We start from the raw sequence: 20721 nt of genomic DNA, 5'->3' as shown, positions 1-20721 counted from the left end.
CGCACCTAGGCTGGCGGCGTGAGTGACGAGCCCGAGGTCCCGGCCGAGCTGACCCGGCTGCGCAGCAGCATCGACAACATCGACGCGGCGCTCGTCCACCTGCTCGCGGAGCGGTTCAAGTGCACCCAGCAGGTCGGCAAGCTAAAGGCCGAACAGCATCTGCCCGCCGCCGACCCGGCGCGCGAGGAGCGCCAGATCGCGCGCCTGCGGGCGCTCGCCGACGACGCCGGCCTGGACCCGGTCTTCGCGGAGTCCTTCCTGGGCTTCATCATCGCCGAGGTCATCCACCACCACGAGCGGATCGCCAACGGCGGCGAGTGAGCCGCCGGCTCGGCGCGACGGTCAGTAGAGCGTCGCGTTCTGCCGCTCGTCGAGGGCGACATCGTAGGCCGCAGCCTCCGCGTCCGACGTGAACCCGCCCGCCTCGCGCGTCATCTGCCCGGCTGTCGGGAGCGTCGCCCGGTCGGCGCGGGACTCGCTGTCCCACAAGCGGCTTCGCTTGATCGCACGGGCGCACTGGAAGTAGCCGCGCTCCACGGTGACCACGAGGACGGATGCCGGCAACGCCCCCTTCACCTCGTGGCGCGCCAGCTCGACGGGATCGGTCGACACGACGGCCGTGCCGCGCACCCGCAGCTCCTCGCCGAGGCCCGGGACGAGGAAGATGAGGCCCACGCGAGGGTCGGCGACGACGTTGCGCAGGGTGTCGAGCCGGTTGTTGCCGCGCCGGTCGGGGATGACGAGCGTGCGCTCGTCGCGCACCACGACGAAACCCGGGTGGTCGCCCCGCGGCGACTGGTCGAGCCCACCCTCACCGACGGTCGCGACGACGACGAAGGGCGCTGCCCCGATGATCCGCGCCTGGCTCGGCGTGATGCGCGGTGACTCCTTGGCGAGGGAGTTCGCCACGGGTGCCGTGGGATAGACCTCGAGCAGCCGCTCGATCGTGGTGATGGTGTGGGGATCGCTCACCCGATGACTGTAGGGCCGCCGAGGGTCACCTCGCCTGACGAGGTGCGGAAGGTCGCGGACATCCGGGCCGCCCCTCGGTGACCGTCACGGCCCTGCCGACACCGCTGAGGAGTGGGCGCAGGGCCCCGGTGCCGGGTGTCGTGAGTCGAAGCTCCAGCAGCCGGATCCCCCTGTCGGGCAGCAGGGGCGGCGGATGCGGGGTGCGCCAGTGGATGCGCGAGGGCGCGAGGCCGCCCTGCGGCATACGGCCATCTGGTGGGACCGTGAGGGCCACTCGTTGCTCCCACGACGCAGCTCCACGACGTCCGGCTCCCCGTCGAGGGAGCTGACGCGCACGACCCAGTGGACGAGGGCCGGTCCCGATGCGAGGCGCCCCCGGCGAGATCCGGTGCGGCGATCACGAGGTGGTCGACCGTGCTCACGCCCGCCACCCGAGGGCCGTATGCCGCCCGACCCGGCCCGCGCTCGCCTCCCCGGGGTGTCGGCCCTCGGCTAGTACGCTGACCGGGATCGTCGCCGGCAGGACACCAAAGGAACCCCACGTTCGTGTATGTCAAGAGCCTCACCCTGAAGGGCTTCAAGTCCTTCGCCTCGGCGACCCACCTGCGCCTCGAGCCAGGCATCACGTGCATCGTGGGCCCCAACGGCTCCGGCAAGAGCAACGTCGTCGACGCGCTGGCGTGGGTCATGGGCGAGCAGGGGGCCAAGTCGCTCCGCGGCGGCAAGATGGAGGACGTCATCTTCGCCGGTACCTCGGGCCGGGCCCCGCTCGGCCGCGCCGAGGTCGCGCTGACGATCGACAACAGCGACGGTGCGCTGCCGATCGACTACACCGAGGTCACGATCGCGCGCACGATGTTCCGCAACGGCGGGTCGGAGTACGCCATCAACGGCACCCCGTGCCGGCTGCTCGACGTGCAGGAGCTGCTCTCCGACAGCGGCATCGGCCGCGAGATGCACGTCATCGTCGGTCAGGGCCAGCTCGACACCGTGCTGCGCGCGACCCCCGAGGAGCGGCGCGGCTTCATCGAGGAGGCGGCCGGCGTCCTCAAGCACCGCAAGCGCAAGGAGCGTGCGCTGCGCAAGCTCGAGACGATGGAGGCCAACCTCACCCGCGTGCACGACCTCACGGGCGAGATCCGCCGTCAGCTCGGCCCGCTCGGCCGGCAGGCCGAGACGGCGCGCAAGGCTGCCGTCATACAGACCGACGCGCGCGATGCCCGGCTGCGCCTGCTCGCCGACGACCTGGTGCAGCTGACGTCGACGCTCGAGCAGGAGGTGGCCGACGAGTCGGCCCTCATCGAGCGCCGCACCGAGGTCGAGGAGGCCATCGCCGACCTCGCCCAACGCCTCGCCTCGCTCGAGGCCGCTGCCGAGGCGGCCCGCCCGGCGCTCAGCCAGGCGCAGGACGAGTACGTGTCGCTCGGGCGGCTCGTCGAGCGGATGGCGGCGACGCGGTCCCTCGCCGCGGAACGCGTACGCCTGCTCAGCGAGGACGACGAGCCCGAGCCCGCCGGCCAGAGCCGTGACCCGGAGCAGCTGCGCGCCCAGGCCGCCGAGGTGCGTGAGCAGGAGAGCTTCCTGCTCGAGGAGATCGCCGAGGCCAAGGCCGCCCTCGAGGCGGCCGTGCTGGCCCGCACCGACGCCGAACGCAGCCACGCGGAGGAGACTGCACGCCTCCAGCGCGAGGTGCGTGCCGCGGCCGACCGTCGTGAGGGACTGGCCAAGCTCGGCGGCCAGGTCGGCGCCAGGGCCTCTCGCATCGAGGCCCGCGAGGCCGAGATCGGTCGTCTGCGCAGCACCGTCGAGCAGGGCCAGGCCCGTGCCACCGAGGCCGAGCGCGAGTTCTCTAGGCTGGAGGCGAGCGTCGCCCAGGACGAGGAGGGCGAGGAGGGTCTCGACACCGCCTACGAGGAGGCCGCTGCGCGCCTCGAGGCTGCCGATGCCGAGCTCGCCCGCTGGAAGGAGGCCGAGGCCGAGGCCGAGCGTGCCCGGACGACGGCCGCTGCCCGAGTCGAGGCCCTCGGCCTCAGCCTGCGCCGCAAGGACGGCGCTGCTGCCCTCCTCGCGGCCGCCGACGACGGCCACGAGATCCTCGGCTCCGTCGCCTCCCTCGTGACTGTCGAGGCGGGGCTCGAGAACGCCGTCGCCGCGGCCCTCGGGTCCGCGGCCGAGGCCCTCGCCGTCGGGTCGCTCGATGCCGCAGCAGCAGCACTCGACGCGCTGCGTGACGACGACGCCGGGCGCGCCAGCCTGCTCGTCTCCGAGTCCGCGACGCGCGTCGACCATGCCTCGTGGCCCGCCCTGTCGGGGGATGCCCGGTGGGCGCGCGAGGTCGTCGACTGCCCCGACACCGTGCGTCCCGCCGTCGACCAGGTCCTCGAGCGCGTGGCGCTCGTGCCCGACGCGGCAGCCGCCAAGACACTCGTTCGCCGCCACGCCGGTGTCACTGCTGTGACCCGCTCCGGCGACGTCTACGCGCCCGGCGCGGTGCGCGGTGGCAGCAACGCCGCCCCGAGCCTCATCGAGCTGCAGGCCGCGCTCGACGACGCTCAGGACGCGATGGCCAGGGCCGTGCGCGAGGGCGAGGAGGCCCGCTTCCGGCTCGCCGGTGCCGAAGCGGCTCGTGTCGAGCTCGCCGACTCCGTCGAGGCCGCGCTCGAGCGGCTCAACGAGAGCGACGCCCGGATGGCGGCCATCGCCGAGAAGCTCGGCTCGCTCGGCCAGACGCTGCGGGCCGCGCGCGCCGAGGTCGAGCGCACCGAGAAGGCCATCGCCGACGCGACGACCGCCCTCGAAGCCGACCAGGCCGAGCACGCCGCCCTCCTCGAACGGCTCGAGGCTGCGAGCGGCGAGGGCGACTTCGTCGACGAGCCGTCGACCGAGGAGCGCGACCGGCTCGAGGCCGTGGCCCGTGAGGCCCGCGCCGCCGAGACGGAGCTGCGCCTCGCCCTGCGCACCCGTGAAGAGCGGGCCCGCGCCCTCAAGGACCGCGCCGACGCGCTCGAGCGCGGCGCCCGCCACGAGGAGCAGGCCCGCGAGCGGCTCGCCGAGAAGCGCGCCCGCCGGCAGCGCGAGGCCGCCGTCGCCGAGGCGGTGCGGACCGCTGCGACGTGGGCGCACGCGCTGCTCGCCGAGTCCGCCGAGCAGGCCGGGCGGGCGCGTGCCGCGGGAGAGGCGGAGCGCACCGAGCGCGACGCCGAGCTCGCGGTCGTGCGCCGCGACATCTCGGCCCTGCAGGCCGAGCTGCGTGAGCTGACCGACAGCGTGCACCGCGACGAGGTCGCCCGCGCCCAGCAGCGCCTGCGCATCGAGCAGCTCGAGACGAAGGCCGTCGAGGAGCTGGGGATCTCACCGTCCGACCTCGTCGAGGAGTTCGGCCCGCACCAGCTCGTGCCGGCCGTGCCCGACCCCGATGCCGATCCTGATGCGCCGCAGCCCGAGCCCATCCCGTTCGTGCGCGAGGCACAGGAGAAGCGGCTGCGCCAGGCCGAGCGCAAGCTCGGCGCGCTCGGACGCATCAACCCGCTTGCGCTGGAGGAGTTCTCGGCACTCGAGGAGCGCCACAAGTTCCTCACCGAGCAGCTCGAGGACCTCAAGAACTCCAAGCGCGACCTGCTCGACATCGTCCGGGAGGTCGACGAGCGCGTCGAGCGGGTCTTCGCCGAGGCGTTCGAGGACACAGCGGTCCAGTTCGAGCGCGTCTTCCAGCGGCTCTTCCCCGGCGGTGAGGGCCGGCTGGTCCTCACCGATCCGTCCAACATGCTGACGACCGGGCTCGAGGTCGAGGCGCGCCCGCCGGGCAAGAAGATCAAGCGCCTCTCGCTCCTCTCGGGTGGGGAGCGCTCCCTCGTCGCGGTCGCGCTGCTCGTCGCGATCTTCAAGGCGCGCCCCTCGCCCTTCTACATCATGGACGAGGTCGAGGCCGCCCTCGACGACGCCAACCTCGGGCGTCTCATCACCCTCTTCGAGGAGCTGCGCGACAGCTCGCAGCTCATCGTCATCACGCACCAGAAGAAGACGATGGAGATCGCGGACGCCCTCTACGGCGTCAGCATGCGCGGTGACGGCGTGACGACCGTCGTGTCGCAGCGCCTGCGCGACGTCGCCGACCAGCCCGCCTGACCGCCCCCGATTCGCGCGCTCCCAGCCGGAGCGCGCGAAACGGCGACATACGCGGCGAGGGAGGGTGGCCTGTTGGGGTTGCCAAATCGTCACACTGTGGTATTTGCGTAACAGGGGCCACATCAGTCACTCTTGTCACATGCTTCTTCTGGTCATCTCGATGCTCGTCGTCACCGTGCTCGGTGTCGCGGTCGTCGGCGTCGTGGCGGTGCCCGCGCATCGCGGCGGCCGAGACCTGCTCACCACCAAGGGGGAAGGGGTGGCCCGGTCGGCACGGCGTCGCTCGAGCGCCCTGCGCCGACCGCGCACGCACTAGACCCGCGCCCGGCCTCCTGCCCACACCCGTCAGCCACCGGCCCGCGCCGGTGGCTGAGCCGTGTCCGGCACGCGACGGTCGCCCTCGCAGGCCGTGGTTGGATGGCTGACGTGGACACCGTCTTGATCTATGTCGTCATCGGCGTCGCCATCCTCGCCGGCGCGGTCGCCTACGGGGTCAGCCTCGTGCGCGGCCGTGGCCGCACCCTGGAGCGCGAGGCGCCGCGCGCCGCGCCGGGGCTGCCTGCCGAGGACCTCGACCGCCGCCCACCGACCGAGTCGACCGAGACCGTCACGCCACCGGCCACACCCGGCGCCCCCGCCGAGGTCGAGGAGGCGCCCGCGCCACCCGCTCCGACGGTGCCACCGGAGCCGGCCGTCGAGCGCCCCGAGTCGGCCCGCGGACGTCTCCAGCGACTGCGGGCGCGTCTCGCCCGCTCCAACTCCACCATCGGCCAGGGCCTGCTGGCGCTCCTCTCGCGGGGCCGCCTCGACGAGGAGGCCTGGGAAGAGGTCGAGGACACCCTCATCAGCTCCGACCTCGGCGTCGAGGCCACCACCGAGCTCGTCGAGTCGCTCCGCACCAGGGTCAAGGTCGACGGCACGACCGACGAGGCCACCGTGCGCGACTGGCTCCGTGAGGACCTTCTCGCGCTCGTCCAGCCCGGCATGGACCGACGCATCGCGAGCAGCCGCGTCGGCGACCGCCCCGCCGTCATCCTCGTCGTCGGCGTCAACGGCACCGGCAAGACGACGACCGTGGGCAAGCTCGCCCGGGTGCTCGTCGCCGAGGACCGCGAGGTGCTGCTCGGCGCCGCCGACACCTTCCGGGCGGCCGCGGCCGACCAGCTCGAGACCTGGGGCGCTCGCGTCGGCGTCGCCACCGTGCGCTCGCACAAGGACGGCGCCGACCCCGCCGCCGTCGCGTTCGACGCGGTCAAGGCCGGCATCGAGGAGGAGGTCGACGTCGTCATCATCGACACGGCCGGACGCCTCCACAACAAGGTCGGCCTCATGGACGAGCTCGGCAAGGTCAAGCGCGTCATCGAGAAGCAGAGCGAGATCGACGAGGTGCTGCTCGTGCTGGACGCGACGACCGGCCAGAACGGCCTCCAGCAGGCCAAGGTCTTCTCCGAGGCCGTCGACGTCACGGGCATCGTGCTCACCAAGCTCGACGGCACCGCCAAGGGTGGCATCGTCGTGGCCGTCCAGCGCCAGCTCGGCGTGCCGGTCAAGCTCGTCGGTCTCGGCGAGGGCCCGGACGACCTCGCCCCCTTCGACCCCGAGGCCTTCGTCGACGCCATCGTCATGTGACCTCCGGCGCCGTCGCGCCCCAGCACCACCGCGCCCCAGAACCACCGCGTATGCCGTCCGGCTCAGCCGGACGGCATACGTGCACCGGCGGCACCGGCGGCACCGGCGGCGCGGCAGCACGAGCGCGCCGTCCCACGATCCGGACCGCCCCGGTGGCCGAAACCATCCGCTAACACCGCCCTGAGGTTGTTGACATGGCTGTAACAAACGGAGCCGTCAGGTGAAACGGCCCGTCCCCAGACTCCTGCGCATGACAACAGCACTGATGCCCTTCGCGGCAGAACCACCAGTGATCAACGAAGCCGCGACCGCATTCATGCTCATCGCGTCCTCGATGGTCCTCCTGATGACGCCGGGTCTCGCGCTCTTCTACGGCGGCATGACCCGCAGCAAGTCCGTCCTCAACATGATGATGATGTCGTTCGGCGCCATGGCGGTCGTCGGCATCGTCTACGTGCTCTGGGGCTACTCGATGTCGTTCGGCAACCTCCAGGAGGGCACCAGCGACATCGCGGGCATCTTCGCGAACCCCTTCCACCTCTTCGGCCTCGGCCAGCTCACGGGTGACGACGGCGCGCGCCTGATCGACCCGTTCGGTGTCGGCGTCTGGATCCCCGAGTACATCTACGTCGGCTTCCAGCTGACCTTCGCGGTCATCACGGTCGCCCTCATCAGCGGCGCCATCGCCGACCGCGTCAAGTTCGGCACCTGGATCACCTTCGCGGTCATCTGGGTCACGCTCGTCTACTTCCCGATCGCCCACATGGTGTGGGGCGGCGGCCTCCTCTCGAACGTCGACGGCGGCCTCTCCGCGGCCCTGTTCGGCCTGACGGACGGCAAGGCCACCTTCGCCCCCATCGACTTCGCCGGTGGCACGGTCGTGCACATCAACGCCGGTGCGGCGGGCCTCGCCCTCGCGCTCGTCGTCGGCAAGCGTCTCGGCTTCGCCAAGGTCGCCATGCGTCCGCACAACCTGCCGCTGGTCATGATCGGCGCCGGCCTGCTGTGGTTCGGCTGGTTCGGCTTCAACGCCGGCTCGGAGCTCGCCGCTGACGGCGTCGCCTCGTCCGTGTGGCTCAACACCACGGTCGCCACGTGCGCCGCCGCCATCGGCTGGCTCATCGTGGAGAAGGTCCGCGACGGTCACGCGACCTCGCTCGGTGCCGCGTCCGGCATCGTCGCCGGCCTCGTCGCGATCACCCCCGCCTGTGGTGCGCTGTCGCCGGTCGGCTCGATCATCCTCGGTGTCGTCGCCGGTGCTCTCTCCGCCGTGGCCGTCGGCCTCAAGTACAAGTTCGGCTACGACGACTCGCTCGACGTCGTCGGCGTGCACCTCGTCGCCGGACTCTGGGGCACCGTGGGCGCCGGCCTGCTCGCCACGTCCACCGGCCTGTTCTACGGCGGCGGCTGGCAGCAGACCGTCCTGCAGATCCTCATCGCCGTCATCTCGCTCGTGCTCTCCTTCGTCCTGACCTACGTCATCGCGCTGGCCCTCAAGGCCACCCTCGGCTGGAGGATCAGCGAGGACGAGGAGTCCGAGGGCATCGACCAGGCCATCCACGCCGAGTCCGGGTACGAGATCGGTGGGTTCCCCGCCTCCGGCGGCCGCACCACGCGTCCCGCCGTCACCGCTGCGCAGGTCGAAGGAGCCAACGCATGAAGCTCATCACCGCCATCATCAAGCCCCACCAGCTCGACGAGGTGAAGGAGGCCCTCGAGGCCTTCGGCGTGGCCGGCATGACCATCAGCGAGGCCAGCGGCTACGGCCGCCAGCGCGGCCACAGCGAGGTCTACCGCGGCGCCGAGTACACCGTCGACTTCGTGCCGAAGGTCCGCCTCGAGGTCCTCGTCGACGACGTGGACGCCTCGGACGTCGTCGAGGTCATCCTCAAGGCCGCCCAGACCGGCCGGATCGGCGACGGCAAGATCTGGTCCGTCCCGGTCGACGAGGTGGTGCGGGTCCGCACCGGCGAGCGCGGCGTCGAGGCTCTCTGAGCACCGACCGGCACCGACCGCTCGCAGCACAGCACCACACAACACACGCAACTCAAGGGGACGGCGAGACCTGACATGACGGATGTGACCTCACGACGTCTGGACCTCGCCGGCACCCGAACCTTCGCGACGCCCGGCGCGGGCCAGACCCGCCGCCGGGCGCTCGCGGAGTTCGGGTTCGGGTGGCTCCAGGAGCTCTGGCGCGACGCCTGCGCGGGGAGGCGGCACGAGGGTGTCGCGCTCGCCGCCGTCGGCTCGCTCGCGCGCGGTGACGGTGGGCCGCTCAGCGACTACGACCTCGTCCTCGTGCACCACCCACGAGGCCTGTCGGGCAAGGAGGTCGGGGCCTTCGCCGACAAGCTCTGGTACCCGGTCTGGGACGCCGGCGTGCGGCTCGACCACAGCGTGCGCACCGTTGCCGACTGCCGCGCCGTCGCGTCCGACGACCTCTCGGCGGCGGTCGGCCTGCTCGACCTGACGCACGTGGCGGGTGACGCCGACGTCGTCAACGCCGCCCGTTCGACGGTCGCGCACGACTGGCGGGCCAACGCCCGCACGCGCCTCGGCGAGATGCAGGAGTCGGTCGTCTCCCGCCACGCGCGGCAGGGCGACCTCGCCCACCTCATCGAACCGGACCTCAAGGAGGCCCACGGCGGGCTGCGCGACATGTCGGTGCTGCGGGCCCTCACGGCCGCCTGGCTCACCGACCGTCCGCACGGAGAGGTCGACCAGGCATACGAGCGGATCCTCGACGTGCGTGACGCCATCCACGTCGTCACCGGCCGTGGCCGGGACCGGTTGACGCGCGACGACCAGGACGCGTGCGCGGCGCTGCTCGGCTACACCGACGCCGACGACCTGCTCACCGACCTGTCGACGTCGGCCCGCACCATCGCGTATGCCGTCGACGGCACCCTGCGCCGGGCCATGCAGTCCCAGCGCGCGAGGACGCTGCGCGTCGGCCCGCGCCGCCCGCAGCTCTCGCCGCTCGGCTACGGCCTCTACCGGCACGACGGCGAGGCGGTCCTCGGGCCCTCGGCCGACCTGTCATCCGACCCGGTCACGCCGCTCCGTGCGGCGGTCGTTGCGGCGCGGGGCGGCATACCCCTGTCTCCGACGACATTGAAAAACCTTGCGGCGCAAGCGCCCCCGCTGCCCGAACCGTGGCCCGAGGTGGCCCGCAACCTCTTCGCCGACCTGCTCGCCGCCGGACCAGGCCTCGTCACGGTGTGGGAGGGCCTCGACCTCGCGGGTGTCATCGAACGGTGGATCCCCGAGTGGAAGGCCGTGCGCAGCCGTCCGCAGCGAAACGCCGTACACCGCCACACGGTCGACCGCCACCTCGTCGAGACGGTCGTCGCGGCGAGCGGAATGGTCCGCGACGTCGCCCGCCCCGACCTGCTCATGCTGGCAGCGGTGTTCCACGACATCGGCAAGGTGCCGGGATCGCAGGACCACTCGGTGACCGGCGCCGACCTCGCCGACGTCGCCCTGCTGCGGATGGGCGTCAGCGACGCCGACCGTCGCACCGTCGTACGACTCGTGCGCGAACACCTGACCCTGGTCGACCTCGCCACCCGACGCGACCCCGAGGACCCGGCGACCATCGCCGCCCTCTCGGAGGCCGTCGACGGCTCGGCGACGACGCTCGACCTGTTGCGCGCCCTCACCGAGGCGGACGCGTCAGCCGCCGGCCCGAAGGCCTGGAGCGACTGGCGAGCCGGTCTCGTCACTCGCCTCTACGACGCCTGTCGGGCGGCACTCGCCGACCGGACCGAAGAGGAGGGCCCACTCGTGGTGGAGCCGATCGAGCTGCTTCCGCTCTCGGACGACGCGCTGGACCGCGTCGCCTCGGGGGAGCCGTACGTCACCGTCACGTCGCTCGGTGGGGCACACCGGGTCGACATCATCGACCGCGACCGCGCCGGCCTCTTCGCCGACACGGCCGGCCTGCTCGCCGCGCACGGCTTCGTCGTTCGCTCGGCCATCGTGCGCACCGTCGACGGCGTGGCCGTCAACGAGTGGTGGGTCGACTCACCGGGCAACGAGACGCCGCTGCCCGAGGTCATCTCCCGCGACCTCACCAGGGTCGCGAGCGGCGACCGGTCGCCGCTCGGCAAGCTGCAGCGGCGCAAGTCGGCCGGCGTCCGAAGCCCCGGATCCGGCTCCGTCGACTCGACGCGCGCCATGGTCATCAGCAGCGCATCGGACACGGCCACCGTCATCGAAGTGCGGGCCACGGACCGGCCCGGGCTGCTCCAGGACATCGGGATCACGCTCGCCCGGGCGTCGCTGTCGGTCCGGTCGGCGCACATCGCGACGTATGCCGGCCAGACCCTCGACACGTTCTACGTGACGGAGTTCGGCGGCGGGCAGCTCGCGCCGGCGCGCGCCGCCCAGGCCGTGGCGATGATCATCGACACCTGCGACGGCGCCTGACCGCAGGCGGGTCAACCGACCGGAACCGGCCGGTCCGCCGGGCCTGCGTGAGCGTGGGCACGGGCGAGCGTCCGGTCGGTTGACCCGATCGGCCGGGAGGTCGGTGCCCGGCGGACGGCGCCCGGTCGGCCCCACGCCGCGGAGCGGATAGCCTTGCCGGGTGTTTGCATCCCTGTCTGACCGGTTGACCGCAACGTTCAAGAACCTCCGCGGCAAGGGCCGGCTCACGGAGTCCGACGTCAACGCGACGATCCGCGACATCCGGCTCGCCCTGCTCGACGCGGACGTCGCGCTGCCCGTCGTCAAGCGCTTCACCGGCAAGGTGCGCGAGCGCGCCCTCGGTGCCGAGGTCAGCCAGGCCCTCAACCCCGCCCAGCAGGTCGTCAAGATCGTGCAGGAGGAGCTCGTCGCGATCCTCGGCGGGCAGACGCGTCAGCTCGTCCTGGCGAAGCAGCCGCCGACCGTCATCATGCTCGCGGGCCTGCAGGGCTCCGGAAAGACGACCTTCGCCGGCAAGCTCGGCAGGTGGCTGAAGGACCAGGGCCACACGCCGATCCTCGTCGCGGCCGACCTCCAGCGCCCCAACGCCGTCACCCAGCTCGAGGTCGTCGGCGAGCGCGCCGGCATACCGGTGTTCGCGCCCGAGCGCGGCAACATGGGCGGGCACGACGCCGTGCTCGACTCCGGCGAGGGCACCCGCTCGTTCGGCGACCCTGTCGCAGTCTCGCGGATGGGCATCGAGCAGGCTCGTGCCAAGCAGTACGACGTCGTCATCGTCGACACCGCAGGCCGGCTCGCCGTCGACACGAACCTCATGCAGCAGGCGTCCGACATCCGTTCGGCGATCCAGCCCGACGAGGTGCTCTTCGTCATCGACGCGATGATCGGCCAGGCCGCGGTCGAGACCGCACAGGCCTTCCACGACGGCGTCGCGTTCACCGGTGTGGTGCTCTCGAAGCTCGACGGCGACGCCCGCGGTGGTGCCGCCCTGTCGGTCGCCGAGATCACCGGCGAGCCGATCATGTTCGCCTCGACGGGTGAGAAGGTCACCGACTTCGAGGTCTTCCACCCCGACCGCATGGCCAGCCGGATCCTCGACATGGGTGACGTGCTCACCCTCATCGAGCAGGCCGAGAAGGCGTTCGACAAGCGCCAGGCCGACGAGATGGCGCGCAAGTTCCTGGCGGAGGAGGACTTCACCTTCGAGGACTTCCTCCAGCAGATGAGCGCCATCAAGAAGATGGGCTCCCTGAAGTCGATGCTCAAGATGATGCCGGGCATGCAGGGGATGCGCGACCAGCTCGATGCCTTCGACGACCGCGAGTTCGACCGGGTCGAGGCGATGGTGCGCTCCATGACCCCGTTCGAGCGAACGCACCCGAAGCAGATCAACGGCTCGCGCCGGGCCCGCATCGCCAAGGGCTCCGGCGTCACCGTCATGGACGTCAACCAGCTGCTCGAGCGGTTCGGCCAGGCACAGAAGATGATGAAGTCGCTCGCGCGCGGTGGTGGCGGTGGCCTGCCCGGCATGCCCGGTATCCCAGGCACGGGCAAGCGCGCCAAGCAGCAGCCGCAGCGCAAGAAGAGCAAGAGCGGCAACCCCGCCAAGCGGGCCGCGGAGGAGCGCGCGGCCGCCGAGAAGGCAGCGGCGGGTCGTGCGGCCTCGGCGCAGAACGCGTTCGGCGTGCCCGGGAGCGGCAACGGCTCGGCGCCCGCCTCGGACGAGGACCCCATGGCCGGCTTCGACCCCTCCAACCTGCCCAAGGGCTTCGAGAAGTTCCTCGGCGGCGGTCGCTGACGCCTCTGCCTTGTTCGCCTCCGGCGAACCCGACGGCCCGTCGGGAATGCCGGTCGGACGCCGTTCGCTGTCAACGCTGAGGCTGCCTGTCGTGGGCGGCCCGGGACCGCGAGGAGGTCCGATGGCCCGCTTCCAGATGCCGTCGGCCGACGAGCCGCGCGCCGACGACGTCCTCGACGCCTACTCCCGTGCCGTGAGCTCGGTCGCCGAGCGCCTCATCCCGCTCGTCGCCAGCCTGCGGGTCAGCCGCGCGGGACGGGCCGGAACGGTCGAGGGCGGGGGCTCGGCCGTCACCCTCACCGCCGAAGGGTTGCTCCTGACCAACTCCCACGTCGTCGAGGGCGTCGACCGGGGCACCGCCCACTTCTCGGACGGCACCTCGGTGCGGGTCCACCTCGTCGGCGCGGACCCGCTCTCGGACCTCGCCGTGGTTCGCGCCGAGGAGCCCATCCCGCCCCCGCCTGAGTTCCGCGACGCCGACCGGCTGAAGGTCGGGCACGTCGTGGTCGCCATCGGGAACCCGCTCGGGCTCGAGGGCAGCGTCACCGCAGGAGTCGTCAGCGCGCTCGGGCGGTCGTTGCCGACCCGGTCGGGGACCGTGACCCGCCTCGTCGAAGACGTCATCCAGACGGACGCCACCCTCAACCCGGGCAACTCCGGTGGGGCGCTCGCCGACTCGCGATCACGTGTCGTCGGCATCAACACGGCCGTCGCGGGGGTCGGGCTCGGCCTCGCGGTACCGATCAACGCGACGACCAGGCACATCATCGAGTCCCTCGTCGAGGACGGCCACGTCCGCCGCGCCTACCTCGGCCTCGTGACCGCGCCCGTGCCCGTGTCCGACGAGGTCGCGGCGCGCCTCGGCCGGCGCACCGCGCTGCGCATCGCCCAGGTCGTCTCCGGCAGCCCGGCCGAACAGGCCGGCCTCATGCGGGGCGATGTCGTCGTCGCCGCGGACGGCATGCCGCTGTCGGACGCCCAGTCGCTCCAGCGGATCCTGCTCGACGAGGCGATCGGGCGCACGATGGAGGTCACCGTGCTGCGGGGATCCGCCCTTGTCGACGTCTTCGCGGTGCCCCGCCTCCTTCGCGGCTGACGGGCGACCCGAGCGTTCAGCTGATCTCGAGAGCCGGTCGGCGTCCGGGTCACGTGGGCCCGTGCGGGAATACGCTCGGTGACGTGATCACGAGCAAGGGGCTCGGCTGGCACGAGCTCGCAGACGGCCGACGCCTCGACACGTGGATGGGCGGTGACCCGGACGGCACGACGGTCGTGTACTTCCACGGCACGCCCGCAGGTCGGCTCCAGGCGGCGCTCGGCGACGGCGCCGCTCGTCGTGCCGGCGTGCGCCTCGTCGCGTTCTCCCGACCCGGTTACGGAGCCTCGAGCGACGCCGTCACGACGCTGACCAGCGTCGCCCGAGACGCCCTCGAGCTCGCCGACCTGCTCGGTGCCGACTCCTTCGCGACGCTCGGCGCGTCGGGTGGCGGGCCCTACGCGCTCGCCACCGCGGCGCTCGCCCCCGACCGTGTCCGCGCCGTGGGCGTCGTCGCGGGCGTCGGGCCGCTCGCCGAGCTCGACCCGCGGGTCGCCGACGACCCGGCCGTACGCCTCGCCCGGGCGGGTGAGATCGCGGCGGCGGTGGCGCTCAACGACGAGCAGTTCGGGCCGCCACCGGACACCTCGCCCGGCACGAGCGACGCCGAGGTCGTCGACGGGTTCTCGGCGATGGCGCCCGACGCCGAGCGATCCGCGTTCCCACCGGAGATGCTCGAGCCTTGGGCGAGCGACCTGCGTGACGCGGTGCCGACCTTCCGGGGCGCTTCCCGCGACTCGCTGGCCTTCTCGGCGGGCTGGGACTTCGAGCTGTCGTCGGTGCGGGCGCCGGTGTGGCTCTGGTACGGCGAGCGCGACCAGCTCGTGCCGCTCCAGCACGGGTGGTGGCTCCGCGACCGGCTCGCCCGGCCGACCCTCGTCGTGCGCGAGGGTGCCGGCCACCTCGCGACCCTGATGCCGCACTGGACCGAGATCCTCACGACGCTCCGACTGGCCGCAGCCTGAGAACGGCGATCGCAGGTCGGAGGTTAGGGTCGGTGCCATGAGTGCACCGGTGCTCCATGTCCGCGGCCGCGTGCTCGTCGGGCGCGACGAGGTCGTCGACGAGCTGTGGGTCGTAGGGGGACGCATCTCGTTCACGCCACCCGCCGACCGATCGGACGTCCAGACCCTCGAGGGGTGGGTGCTGCCCGGTCTCGTGGACGCCCACTGCCACGTCGGGCTCGGACCGCACGGCGAGGTGCCGCGCGAGGAGGCCGAGCGGCAGGCGGTCACCGACCGCGACCACGGCACGCTCCTCATCCGCGACGCGGGACAGCCGGGCGACACGCGATGGGTCGACGAGCGCGAGGACCTGCCGAAGATCATCCGCGCCGGGCGCCACATCGCCCGCACCCGCCGCTACCTGCGCAACTACGCGCACGAGGTGGAGGAGGACGAGCTCGTCCGCCACGTCCGGCTCGAGGCACACCGCGGCGACGGCTGGGTGAAGCTGGTCGGCGACTGGATCGACCGCGACGTGGGCGACCTCGCGCCGAGCTGGTCTCGGGAGGTCGTCGCCGACGCGGTCGCGGCGGCGCACGAGGAAGGCGTCCGCGTCACGGCGCACTGCTTCGGCGAGGAGTCGCTGCGCGATCTCGCGGCCGCCGGCATCGACTGCATCGAGCACGCCACGGGCCTGCGCGAGGACTCCATCGACACCTTCGCGGCCCAGGGCATCGCGATCGTGCCGACCCTCGTCAACATCGCCCAGTTCCCGGCCTTCGCGGCCCCGGCCCGTGAGAGGTTCCCCGGTTACCACCGGCACATGATGGACCTCCACGAGCGGCGGTACGCCACGATCGGCGCGGCCCACGAGGCCGGCGTCGCGATCTACGTCGGCACCGATGCCGGCGGAAGCCTCCCGCACGGTCTTGTCGCGCAGGAGATGGTCGAGCTGACGAAGGCCGGACTCAGCAACGTCGAGGTCGTCTCCGCCGCGACCTGGGGCGCGCGCGAGTGGCTGGGCCGGCCCGGCATCGTCGAGGGGGAGGACGCCGACCTCGTCGTCTACGCGTCCGACCCGCGCGACGACGTCGCCGCCGTCGCCGACCCGCTCGGCATCGTCCTGCGGGGCCGCGTTGTCCGGTGACCTGGGCGCCGCCGGACCCGCCGGTACGCCGTTGACCGCGGTAGGCGATCGCGTGGAGGTGCGCCCGCCCACCGCCGGCGACGCGGCGGCATACGCCGAGGCGGTGACCCTCTCGGAGCGGCGGCTCGCCGACTTCGCGATGCCCAACCCGCACAACCTGCCGATCGTCCTGGAGAACCAGGGCCCGACGTACCGCACGTTCATGGTGCACGCCCGTGACCGTGAGGGCTCGCACGGCCTCGTCGGCCGCATCAACGTCGCGAACGTCGTCGAGGGTGCCTTCCGCAGCGCGACCGTCGGCTACGACTCCTATGACCCGTATGCCGGCCGCGGCCTCTTCTCGGAGGGGCTGTCCCTCACGCTCGACCTCGTGTTCGCCGACCCGCCGCTCGGCATGGGACTGCACCGCGTCGAGGCCAACATCCAGCCGTCCAACCACCGCTCGGCCGGGCTCGTCCGCTCGCTCGGCTTCGTCCACGAGGGCTTCTCGCGCCATTTCCTGCACCTGCCCGGGCCCGACGGGCGACGCGCCTGGCGCGACCACGAGCGCTTCACGATGCTCTCGACCGACTGGCCCGCGGCGCCCTACCGGGCCCACGGCCACCGGCGCATCGCGTGCGTCGTCTCGGGCGCGGGCGGCTACGGCGGCACGAGCCTGGCTGCGGCGGTGGCCGCCGAGCTGGGCATCCCGCTCTACTCCTCGTCGACGGTCGAGAGCCCGGCGACGCTCTTCGAGCTGCTGCGCGCGTCGCCCGTGGGCGGCGTCGTGGAGAGCCGTCTGACCGGCCCAGAGGTGCGCATGGGTCTGGCCCGCGCGGGCTTCGACCCATCGGCAGTGCCCGTCCTCGACGCGGCCTACGACGTCCCCAAGCAGGAGGTCGTGCGCCACGCGCTCGCCGTCCGTGCGGCGCACGCCTCAGCGACGCCGCACCCCTGAGCACGCGCCTGACGTCCCGCGTAGACGTCGCGGTCGGGGACGTGTCCTGAGCATCCCCTCGGGTCTGGCAGAATGGAGGGCTGTACCCGTCCGGCCCCTCTCGGCTGGACCGGACGCCTACACACGAGCGTCGGCTCCCCGGCTGGTTCATGGCCGGTCTTGCCGCGCTCACTACCCGATTGAGGAGACCGCCACAGTGGCCGTCAAGATCCGTCTGAAGCGCATGGGCAAGATCCGTGCCCCGTTCTACCGCGTCGTCGTCATGGACTCGCGCACCAAGCGCGATGGCCGTGCCATCGAGGAGATCGGCAAGTACCACCCCACCGAGCAGCCGTCGCTCATCGACCTCGACCTCGAGCGCGCGAAGTACTGGCTGAGCCAGGGCGCCCAGCCGACCGAGGCCGTCGCCGCCCTCATCAAGATCGTCGACGAGGGCAAGCTCCAGACCAAGGAGCCGAAGACGCCGAAGAAGGACCTCTACGAGGCTGCTGTCGCCGCCGCCGGTGGCAAGAGCGACGCCGGCACCGACGGCCCCACGCCGCGCAAGAAGGCTGCCAAGAAGGCCGAGGCCCCCAAGGCCGAGGAGGCCAAGGCTGACGAGCCCAAGGCCGCCGAAGAGGCGACCGAGGCTCCCGCGGAGTCCTCCGACGCCGAGAAGAACGAGTCCTGAGCATGCTCGAGGAGGCGCTCGAGCACCTCGTCAAGGGCATCGTCGACCACGACGAGGACGTCGTCGTGCGTCGCAAGGAGCTGCGCCGCGGTGAGCTGCTCGAGGTCCGGGTCCACCCCGATGACCTCGGACGCGTCATCGGCCGCTCCGGCCGCACGGCAAGCGCCCTGCGCACCGTCGTGGGGGCCCTCGCCGGCAACAACAACGTGCGCGTCGACATCGTCGACACCGACCGCGTGCGCTGAGCGCCACCGACTCGTCGGAGTCCTCGAGAGGGGCGTCCCGGTTCCGGCCGGGGCGCCCCTCTCGCGTCCCCGACCCCGTCCCGGATGGCGGTCCCGCGGGCGTCGCGAAACCTGAGAGGATTCGGCTCATGAACGTCGTCCTCGCGCGCATCGGCAAGCCCCACGGTCTGCGGGGAGAGGTCACGGTCCAGCTGCACACGGACGACCCCGAGACGCGCTTCGCGGTCGGCACCGTCATCGAGACCGAGGCCGAGTCCGGCTCCGGCGTCCCCAAGGCCCTCACCATCGCCTCGACGCGGGTGCACCGCGGCATCTGGCTGCTCACCTTCGAGGAGATCCCCGACCGCACCGGCGCCGAGGGCCTGCGCGGCACGCGTCTCGTGCTGCCCGAGTCGGCGCCTCAGGTGGAGGAGGAGGCCTTCTACGAGGAGGACCTCGTCGGGCTCGAGGTGCGCGACACCAGCGGCGAGCTGCTCGGCACCGTGAGCGGTCTCGAGATCGGTCCCGCGCAGGACCGCCTCGTCATCACGCTCACCGACGGCGTCACGGCCTATGTGCCGTTCGTCAAGCGGATCGTGCCCACCGTCGCCGACGACCACGTCGTCGTCGACCCGCCGCCCGGGCTGTTCGACCTCTACCGCGAGGGCACCGAGTGACCGTGCCCGACCCGGGTCGGGCCATGCGGCTCGATGTCGTCTCGATCTTCCCCGACTACCTCGCCCCCCTCGACCTCTCACTCATCGGCAAGGCACGCGAGGACGGCCTGCTCGACGTGCGCGTCCACGACCTGCGCGACTTCACCCACGACCGGCACCGCACCGTCGACGACACCCCGTACGGCGGGGGAGCGGGCATGGTCATGAAGCCGCAGCCGTGGTCCGAGGCGCTCGACCACGTTCTCGCACTGGACAACCCGTCCGGGGCCAGGCCGCACCTCATCGTCCCGGGGCCGGGCGGGCAGCCGTTCACGCAGGCGCTCGCGCGAGAGCTCGCGCAGGAGCCGTGGCTCGCGTTCGCGTGCGGCCGCTACGAGGGCATCGACGAGCGTGTCTACGAGCATGCGCGCGAGGAGCTCGGACTCGAGGTCTCGGTGGTCAGCCTCGGCGACTACGTCCTCAACGGCGGTGAGGTCGCCGTCCTCGCGATGGTCGAGGCCGTCGGCCGGCTCGTGCCCGGCGTCATCGGCAACGCCGAGTCCCTCGTCGAGGAGTCGCACGAGGACGGCCTCCTCGAGTACCCCATCTACACGAAGCCGCGCACGTGGAACGGCCGCGACGTGCCGGAGGTCCTCCTGTCGGGCAACCACGCCGCCATCGCGGCATGGCGCCTCGAGCAGCGACTCGCCCGCACGGCCGCGCGTCGACCCGACCTGCTCCATGCCTCGCACGCCTCCCTCGCCGGCACCGCTGTCGAGATCGCCGCCGCGACGCCCGGTGACGTGCCCGAGCTGCACGTGCTCATGCGGGCCTGCTGGGTGCAGGAGGCGGTGGCCAACGACACCCTCGACATCCCGGCGCTGCGCGAGAGCCTCGACGACGTGCGGGCGAGCCTCGACACGACGCAGACGTGGGTCGCCCGCAGTGCCGGCCGCCTCGTCGGTGCCGTCCGCACCTCGCGCCACGACGACGACTGGTTCATCGGCCGGCTCTGCGTCGCCCCCGACCTGCAGGGTCGCGGACTCGGCCGACGCCTCCTCGAGCACGCCGAGGCGACCGCGCCGGACGGCATACGGACGTTCTCGCTCAACACGGGGGCGAAGAGCGCCGACAACCTCCGGATGTACAAGAAGGCCGGCTACCGCCTCGTCGACGCACCCGCGCCGATCCCCGGGGCGGTCACCCTCGTCAAGCGCCGCCACCGCTGACCGGCGTCACGACACGAGAGCGACACCGAGGTCGTCGGGGAGCAGGCTGCGCCGGCGGATCAGCGCAGCCTGGACGCCTGCGGTGATCGACTGCGTCGCCATGATCGCGAAGAGCACGAGCACCTGTGCTGTCGCCGCCTGGACGGCGCTCCCGCCGCCGAGCATGACGCCGATGAAGGCCCCGGGCAGGGTGACGAGACCTGACGTACGCACCTGGTCGAGGCTGGGGACGATGCCCTCGGGCACTCGACGAGCGATGATCTCGTCGATCGCCTGGTCCGAGGTCAGGCCGAGCGAGAGCGACGCCTCGTACTGCCCGTGCTCCTCGCGCAGCGCCGCGAAGGTGCGTCGGCCGACGAGCGTGTGGACGGTCATGGTGTTGCCGATGACGATGCCCGCGACGGGGATGACGGCGACCCCGGTCAGGGGCACGGCTCCCGTCGCGAGGACGATGCCGACGACGGGCACCACGCCGCAGGCCATCGCTGCCGCTGCCCACGGCCACATGCGCGGGGCCCCGACGCGCTTCGACGTGGTCGCGACCGCCATGGCGAACATGACGACCACCGCGACGAACGAGAGCCACAGCGAGCCGACGACCGCGGTTATCACCAGCGCCACGAGCGAGAGCTGCAGGATCGCGCGCCCGCCGGCGACCACCGACTGCCGCCCGAGACCGATGCCGCCGAGGCGGTTCGCGACGACGGTGATGGCGAGCAGGATGACGAGGCACAGGCCGACGGGCCAGCCGGGGGAGACGTCCACGGGGGCCACGCTAGGCCCCTCGGCCCCGTTCTTCGGCTGTCGCCGATTTCAGGTATGCCGTGTGCTCTGGCAGACTTGCTCCTTGCGTCCGCTAC

Annotated in this window: 18 protein-coding genes; 16 read left to right on the top strand and 2 right to left on the bottom strand. The window is 72.3% G+C overall.

The window, feature by feature from the left end:
• The first annotated feature begins 18 nt into the window (after nucleotides 1-18).
• Nucleotides 19-321 carry a chorismate mutase gene (locus H9I49_RS09410; RefSeq protein WP_188030085.1) on the top strand — a complete coding sequence of 101 codons (303 nt, stop codon included), beginning with the start codon at nucleotides 19-21 and terminating at the stop codon, nucleotides 319-321.
• 21 nt (nucleotides 322-342) lie between these two features.
• On the opposite strand, the gene H9I49_RS09405 is transcribed toward H9I49_RS09410, so the two are convergent.
• Entirely contained in the window at nucleotides 343-972 is a 630-nt protein-coding gene (locus H9I49_RS09405; protein ID WP_188030084.1) for an MSMEG_1061 family FMN-dependent PPOX-type flavoprotein, read from the bottom strand.
• A gap of 546 nt (nucleotides 973-1518) precedes the next feature.
• On the opposite strand from H9I49_RS09405, the gene smc reads away from it, so the two are divergent.
• The 15 genes from smc to trmD all read left to right on the top strand — a co-directional run bounded on the left by smc (nucleotide 1519) and on the right by trmD (nucleotide 19861).
• A complete protein-coding gene (smc, locus tag H9I49_RS09400) occupies nucleotides 1519-5097 on the top strand; it encodes a chromosome segregation protein SMC (RefSeq protein ID WP_188030083.1) in 3579 nt (1192 codons plus the stop codon).
• Nucleotides 5098-5236: 139 nt separating this feature from the next.
• Nucleotides 5237-5413: a hypothetical protein gene (locus H9I49_RS09395; RefSeq protein WP_255523800.1), complete on the top strand. Its 177-nt coding sequence runs from the start codon at nucleotides 5237-5239 to the stop codon at nucleotides 5411-5413.
• 101 nt (nucleotides 5414-5514) lie between these two features.
• A complete protein-coding gene (gene ftsY / locus H9I49_RS09390) occupies nucleotides 5515-6726 on the top strand; it encodes a signal recognition particle-docking protein FtsY (RefSeq protein WP_188030081.1) in 1212 nt (403 codons plus the stop codon).
• A 250-nt stretch (nucleotides 6727-6976) separates the two neighbouring features.
• Entirely contained in the window at nucleotides 6977-8386 is a 1410-nt protein-coding gene (locus H9I49_RS09385; RefSeq protein WP_188030080.1) for an ammonium transporter, read from the top strand.
• Complete coding sequence (locus H9I49_RS09380; protein WP_188030079.1) at nucleotides 8383-8721, top strand: P-II family nitrogen regulator; 339 nt, start codon at nucleotides 8383-8385, stop codon at nucleotides 8719-8721. Before H9I49_RS09385 ends, H9I49_RS09380 begins: the two co-directional genes overlap by 4 nt.
• A gap of 75 nt (nucleotides 8722-8796) precedes the next feature.
• Nucleotides 8797-11160: a [protein-PII] uridylyltransferase gene (locus tag H9I49_RS09375; RefSeq protein WP_188030078.1), complete on the top strand. Its 2364-nt coding sequence runs from the start codon at nucleotides 8797-8799 to the stop codon at nucleotides 11158-11160.
• A gap of 160 nt (nucleotides 11161-11320) precedes the next feature.
• The gene (ffh, locus tag H9I49_RS09370) at nucleotides 11321-12958 is read left to right on the top strand and encodes a signal recognition particle protein (RefSeq protein WP_188030077.1); all 1638 of its coding nucleotides are present in this window, start codon (nucleotides 11321-11323) and stop codon (nucleotides 12956-12958) included.
• A 121-nt stretch (nucleotides 12959-13079) separates the two neighbouring features.
• On the top strand, nucleotides 13080-14054 hold the full coding sequence (locus H9I49_RS09365) for a S1C family serine protease (RefSeq protein ID WP_255523799.1): 975 nt from the start codon (nucleotides 13080-13082) through the stop codon (nucleotides 14052-14054).
• A gap of 83 nt (nucleotides 14055-14137) precedes the next feature.
• Entirely contained in the window at nucleotides 14138-15019 is an 882-nt protein-coding gene (locus H9I49_RS09360; RefSeq protein ID WP_188030076.1) for an alpha/beta fold hydrolase, read from the top strand.
• Nucleotides 15020-15056: 37 nt separating this feature from the next.
• Nucleotides 15057-16145 carry an amidohydrolase family protein gene (locus tag H9I49_RS09355; protein ID WP_188030075.1) on the top strand — a complete coding sequence of 363 codons (1089 nt, stop codon included), beginning with the start codon at nucleotides 15057-15059 and terminating at the stop codon, nucleotides 16143-16145.
• Nucleotides 16146-16197: 52 nt separating this feature from the next.
• Nucleotides 16198-17082: a GNAT family N-acetyltransferase gene (locus tag H9I49_RS09350; RefSeq protein ID WP_370587501.1), complete on the top strand. Its 885-nt coding sequence runs from the start codon at nucleotides 16198-16200 to the stop codon at nucleotides 17080-17082.
• Between the two features lie 196 nt (nucleotides 17083-17278).
• Nucleotides 17279-17752, top strand: a complete 474-nt coding sequence (gene rpsP / locus H9I49_RS09345) for a 30S ribosomal protein S16 (RefSeq protein WP_188030073.1) — start codon at nucleotides 17279-17281, stop codon at nucleotides 17750-17752.
• Nucleotides 17753-17754: 2 nt separating this feature from the next.
• Nucleotides 17755-17997, top strand: coding sequence for an RNA-binding protein (locus tag H9I49_RS09340; protein WP_142184219.1), 243 nt, complete (start codon nucleotides 17755-17757; stop codon nucleotides 17995-17997).
• Nucleotides 17998-18125: 128 nt separating this feature from the next.
• Nucleotides 18126-18653 (top strand): ribosome maturation factor RimM, encoded by a 528-nt coding sequence (rimM, locus tag H9I49_RS09335; protein ID WP_188030072.1) that lies wholly within the window; start codon nucleotides 18126-18128, stop codon nucleotides 18651-18653.
• Between the two features lie 23 nt (nucleotides 18654-18676).
• Nucleotides 18677-19861 (top strand): tRNA (guanosine(37)-N1)-methyltransferase TrmD, encoded by a 1185-nt coding sequence (gene trmD, locus H9I49_RS09330; RefSeq protein ID WP_188030441.1) that lies wholly within the window; start codon nucleotides 18677-18679, stop codon nucleotides 19859-19861.
• 6 nt (nucleotides 19862-19867) lie between these two features.
• Here the strand turns inward: trmD and H9I49_RS09325 are convergent, their stop codons facing one another.
• On the bottom strand, nucleotides 19868-20626 hold the full coding sequence (locus H9I49_RS09325; protein ID WP_188030071.1) for an ABC transporter permease: 759 nt from the start codon (nucleotides 20624-20626) through the stop codon (nucleotides 19868-19870).
• Nucleotides 20627-20721 lie beyond the last annotated feature (95 nt).

The sequence above is a fragment of the Terrabacter sp. MAHUQ-38 genome (genome assembly GCF_014518425.1).
Lineage (GTDB): Bacteria > Actinomycetota > Actinomycetes > Actinomycetales > Dermatophilaceae > Terrabacter.
The sequence above is the reverse complement of the archived record's forward strand: the minus strand, read 5'-3'. Positions and strand labels throughout refer to the sequence as shown.

Excerpts from the sequence above, each read along its gene's own strand:
- rimM (WP_188030072.1), top strand. The coding sequence starts at position 18,126 with ATGAACGTCGTCCTCGCGCGCATCGGCAAGCCCCACGGTCTGCGGGGA.
- H9I49_RS09340 (WP_142184219.1), top strand. The coding sequence starts at position 17,755 with ATGCTCGAGGAGGCGCTCGAGCACCTCGTCAAGGGCATCGTCGACCAC.
- ftsY (WP_188030081.1), top strand. The coding sequence starts at position 5,515 with ATGGCTGACGTGGACACCGTCTTGATCTATGTCGTCATCGGCGTCGCC.
- H9I49_RS09355 (WP_188030075.1), top strand. The coding sequence starts at position 15,057 with ATGAGTGCACCGGTGCTCCATGTCCGCGGCCGCGTGCTCGTCGGGCGC.
- H9I49_RS09385 (WP_188030080.1), top strand. The coding sequence starts at position 6,977 with ATGACAACAGCACTGATGCCCTTCGCGGCAGAACCACCAGTGATCAAC.
- H9I49_RS09395 (WP_255523800.1), top strand. The coding sequence starts at position 5,237 with ATGCTTCTTCTGGTCATCTCGATGCTCGTCGTCACCGTGCTCGGTGTC.
- H9I49_RS09380 (WP_188030079.1), top strand. The coding sequence starts at position 8,383 with ATGAAGCTCATCACCGCCATCATCAAGCCCCACCAGCTCGACGAGGTG.
- trmD (WP_188030441.1), top strand. The coding sequence starts at position 18,677 with ATGCGGCTCGATGTCGTCTCGATCTTCCCCGACTACCTCGCCCCCCTC.
- H9I49_RS09365 (WP_255523799.1), top strand. The coding sequence starts at position 13,080 with ATGGCCCGCTTCCAGATGCCGTCGGCCGACGAGCCGCGCGCCGACGAC.
- H9I49_RS09375 (WP_188030078.1), top strand. The coding sequence starts at position 8,797 with ATGACGGATGTGACCTCACGACGTCTGGACCTCGCCGGCACCCGAACC.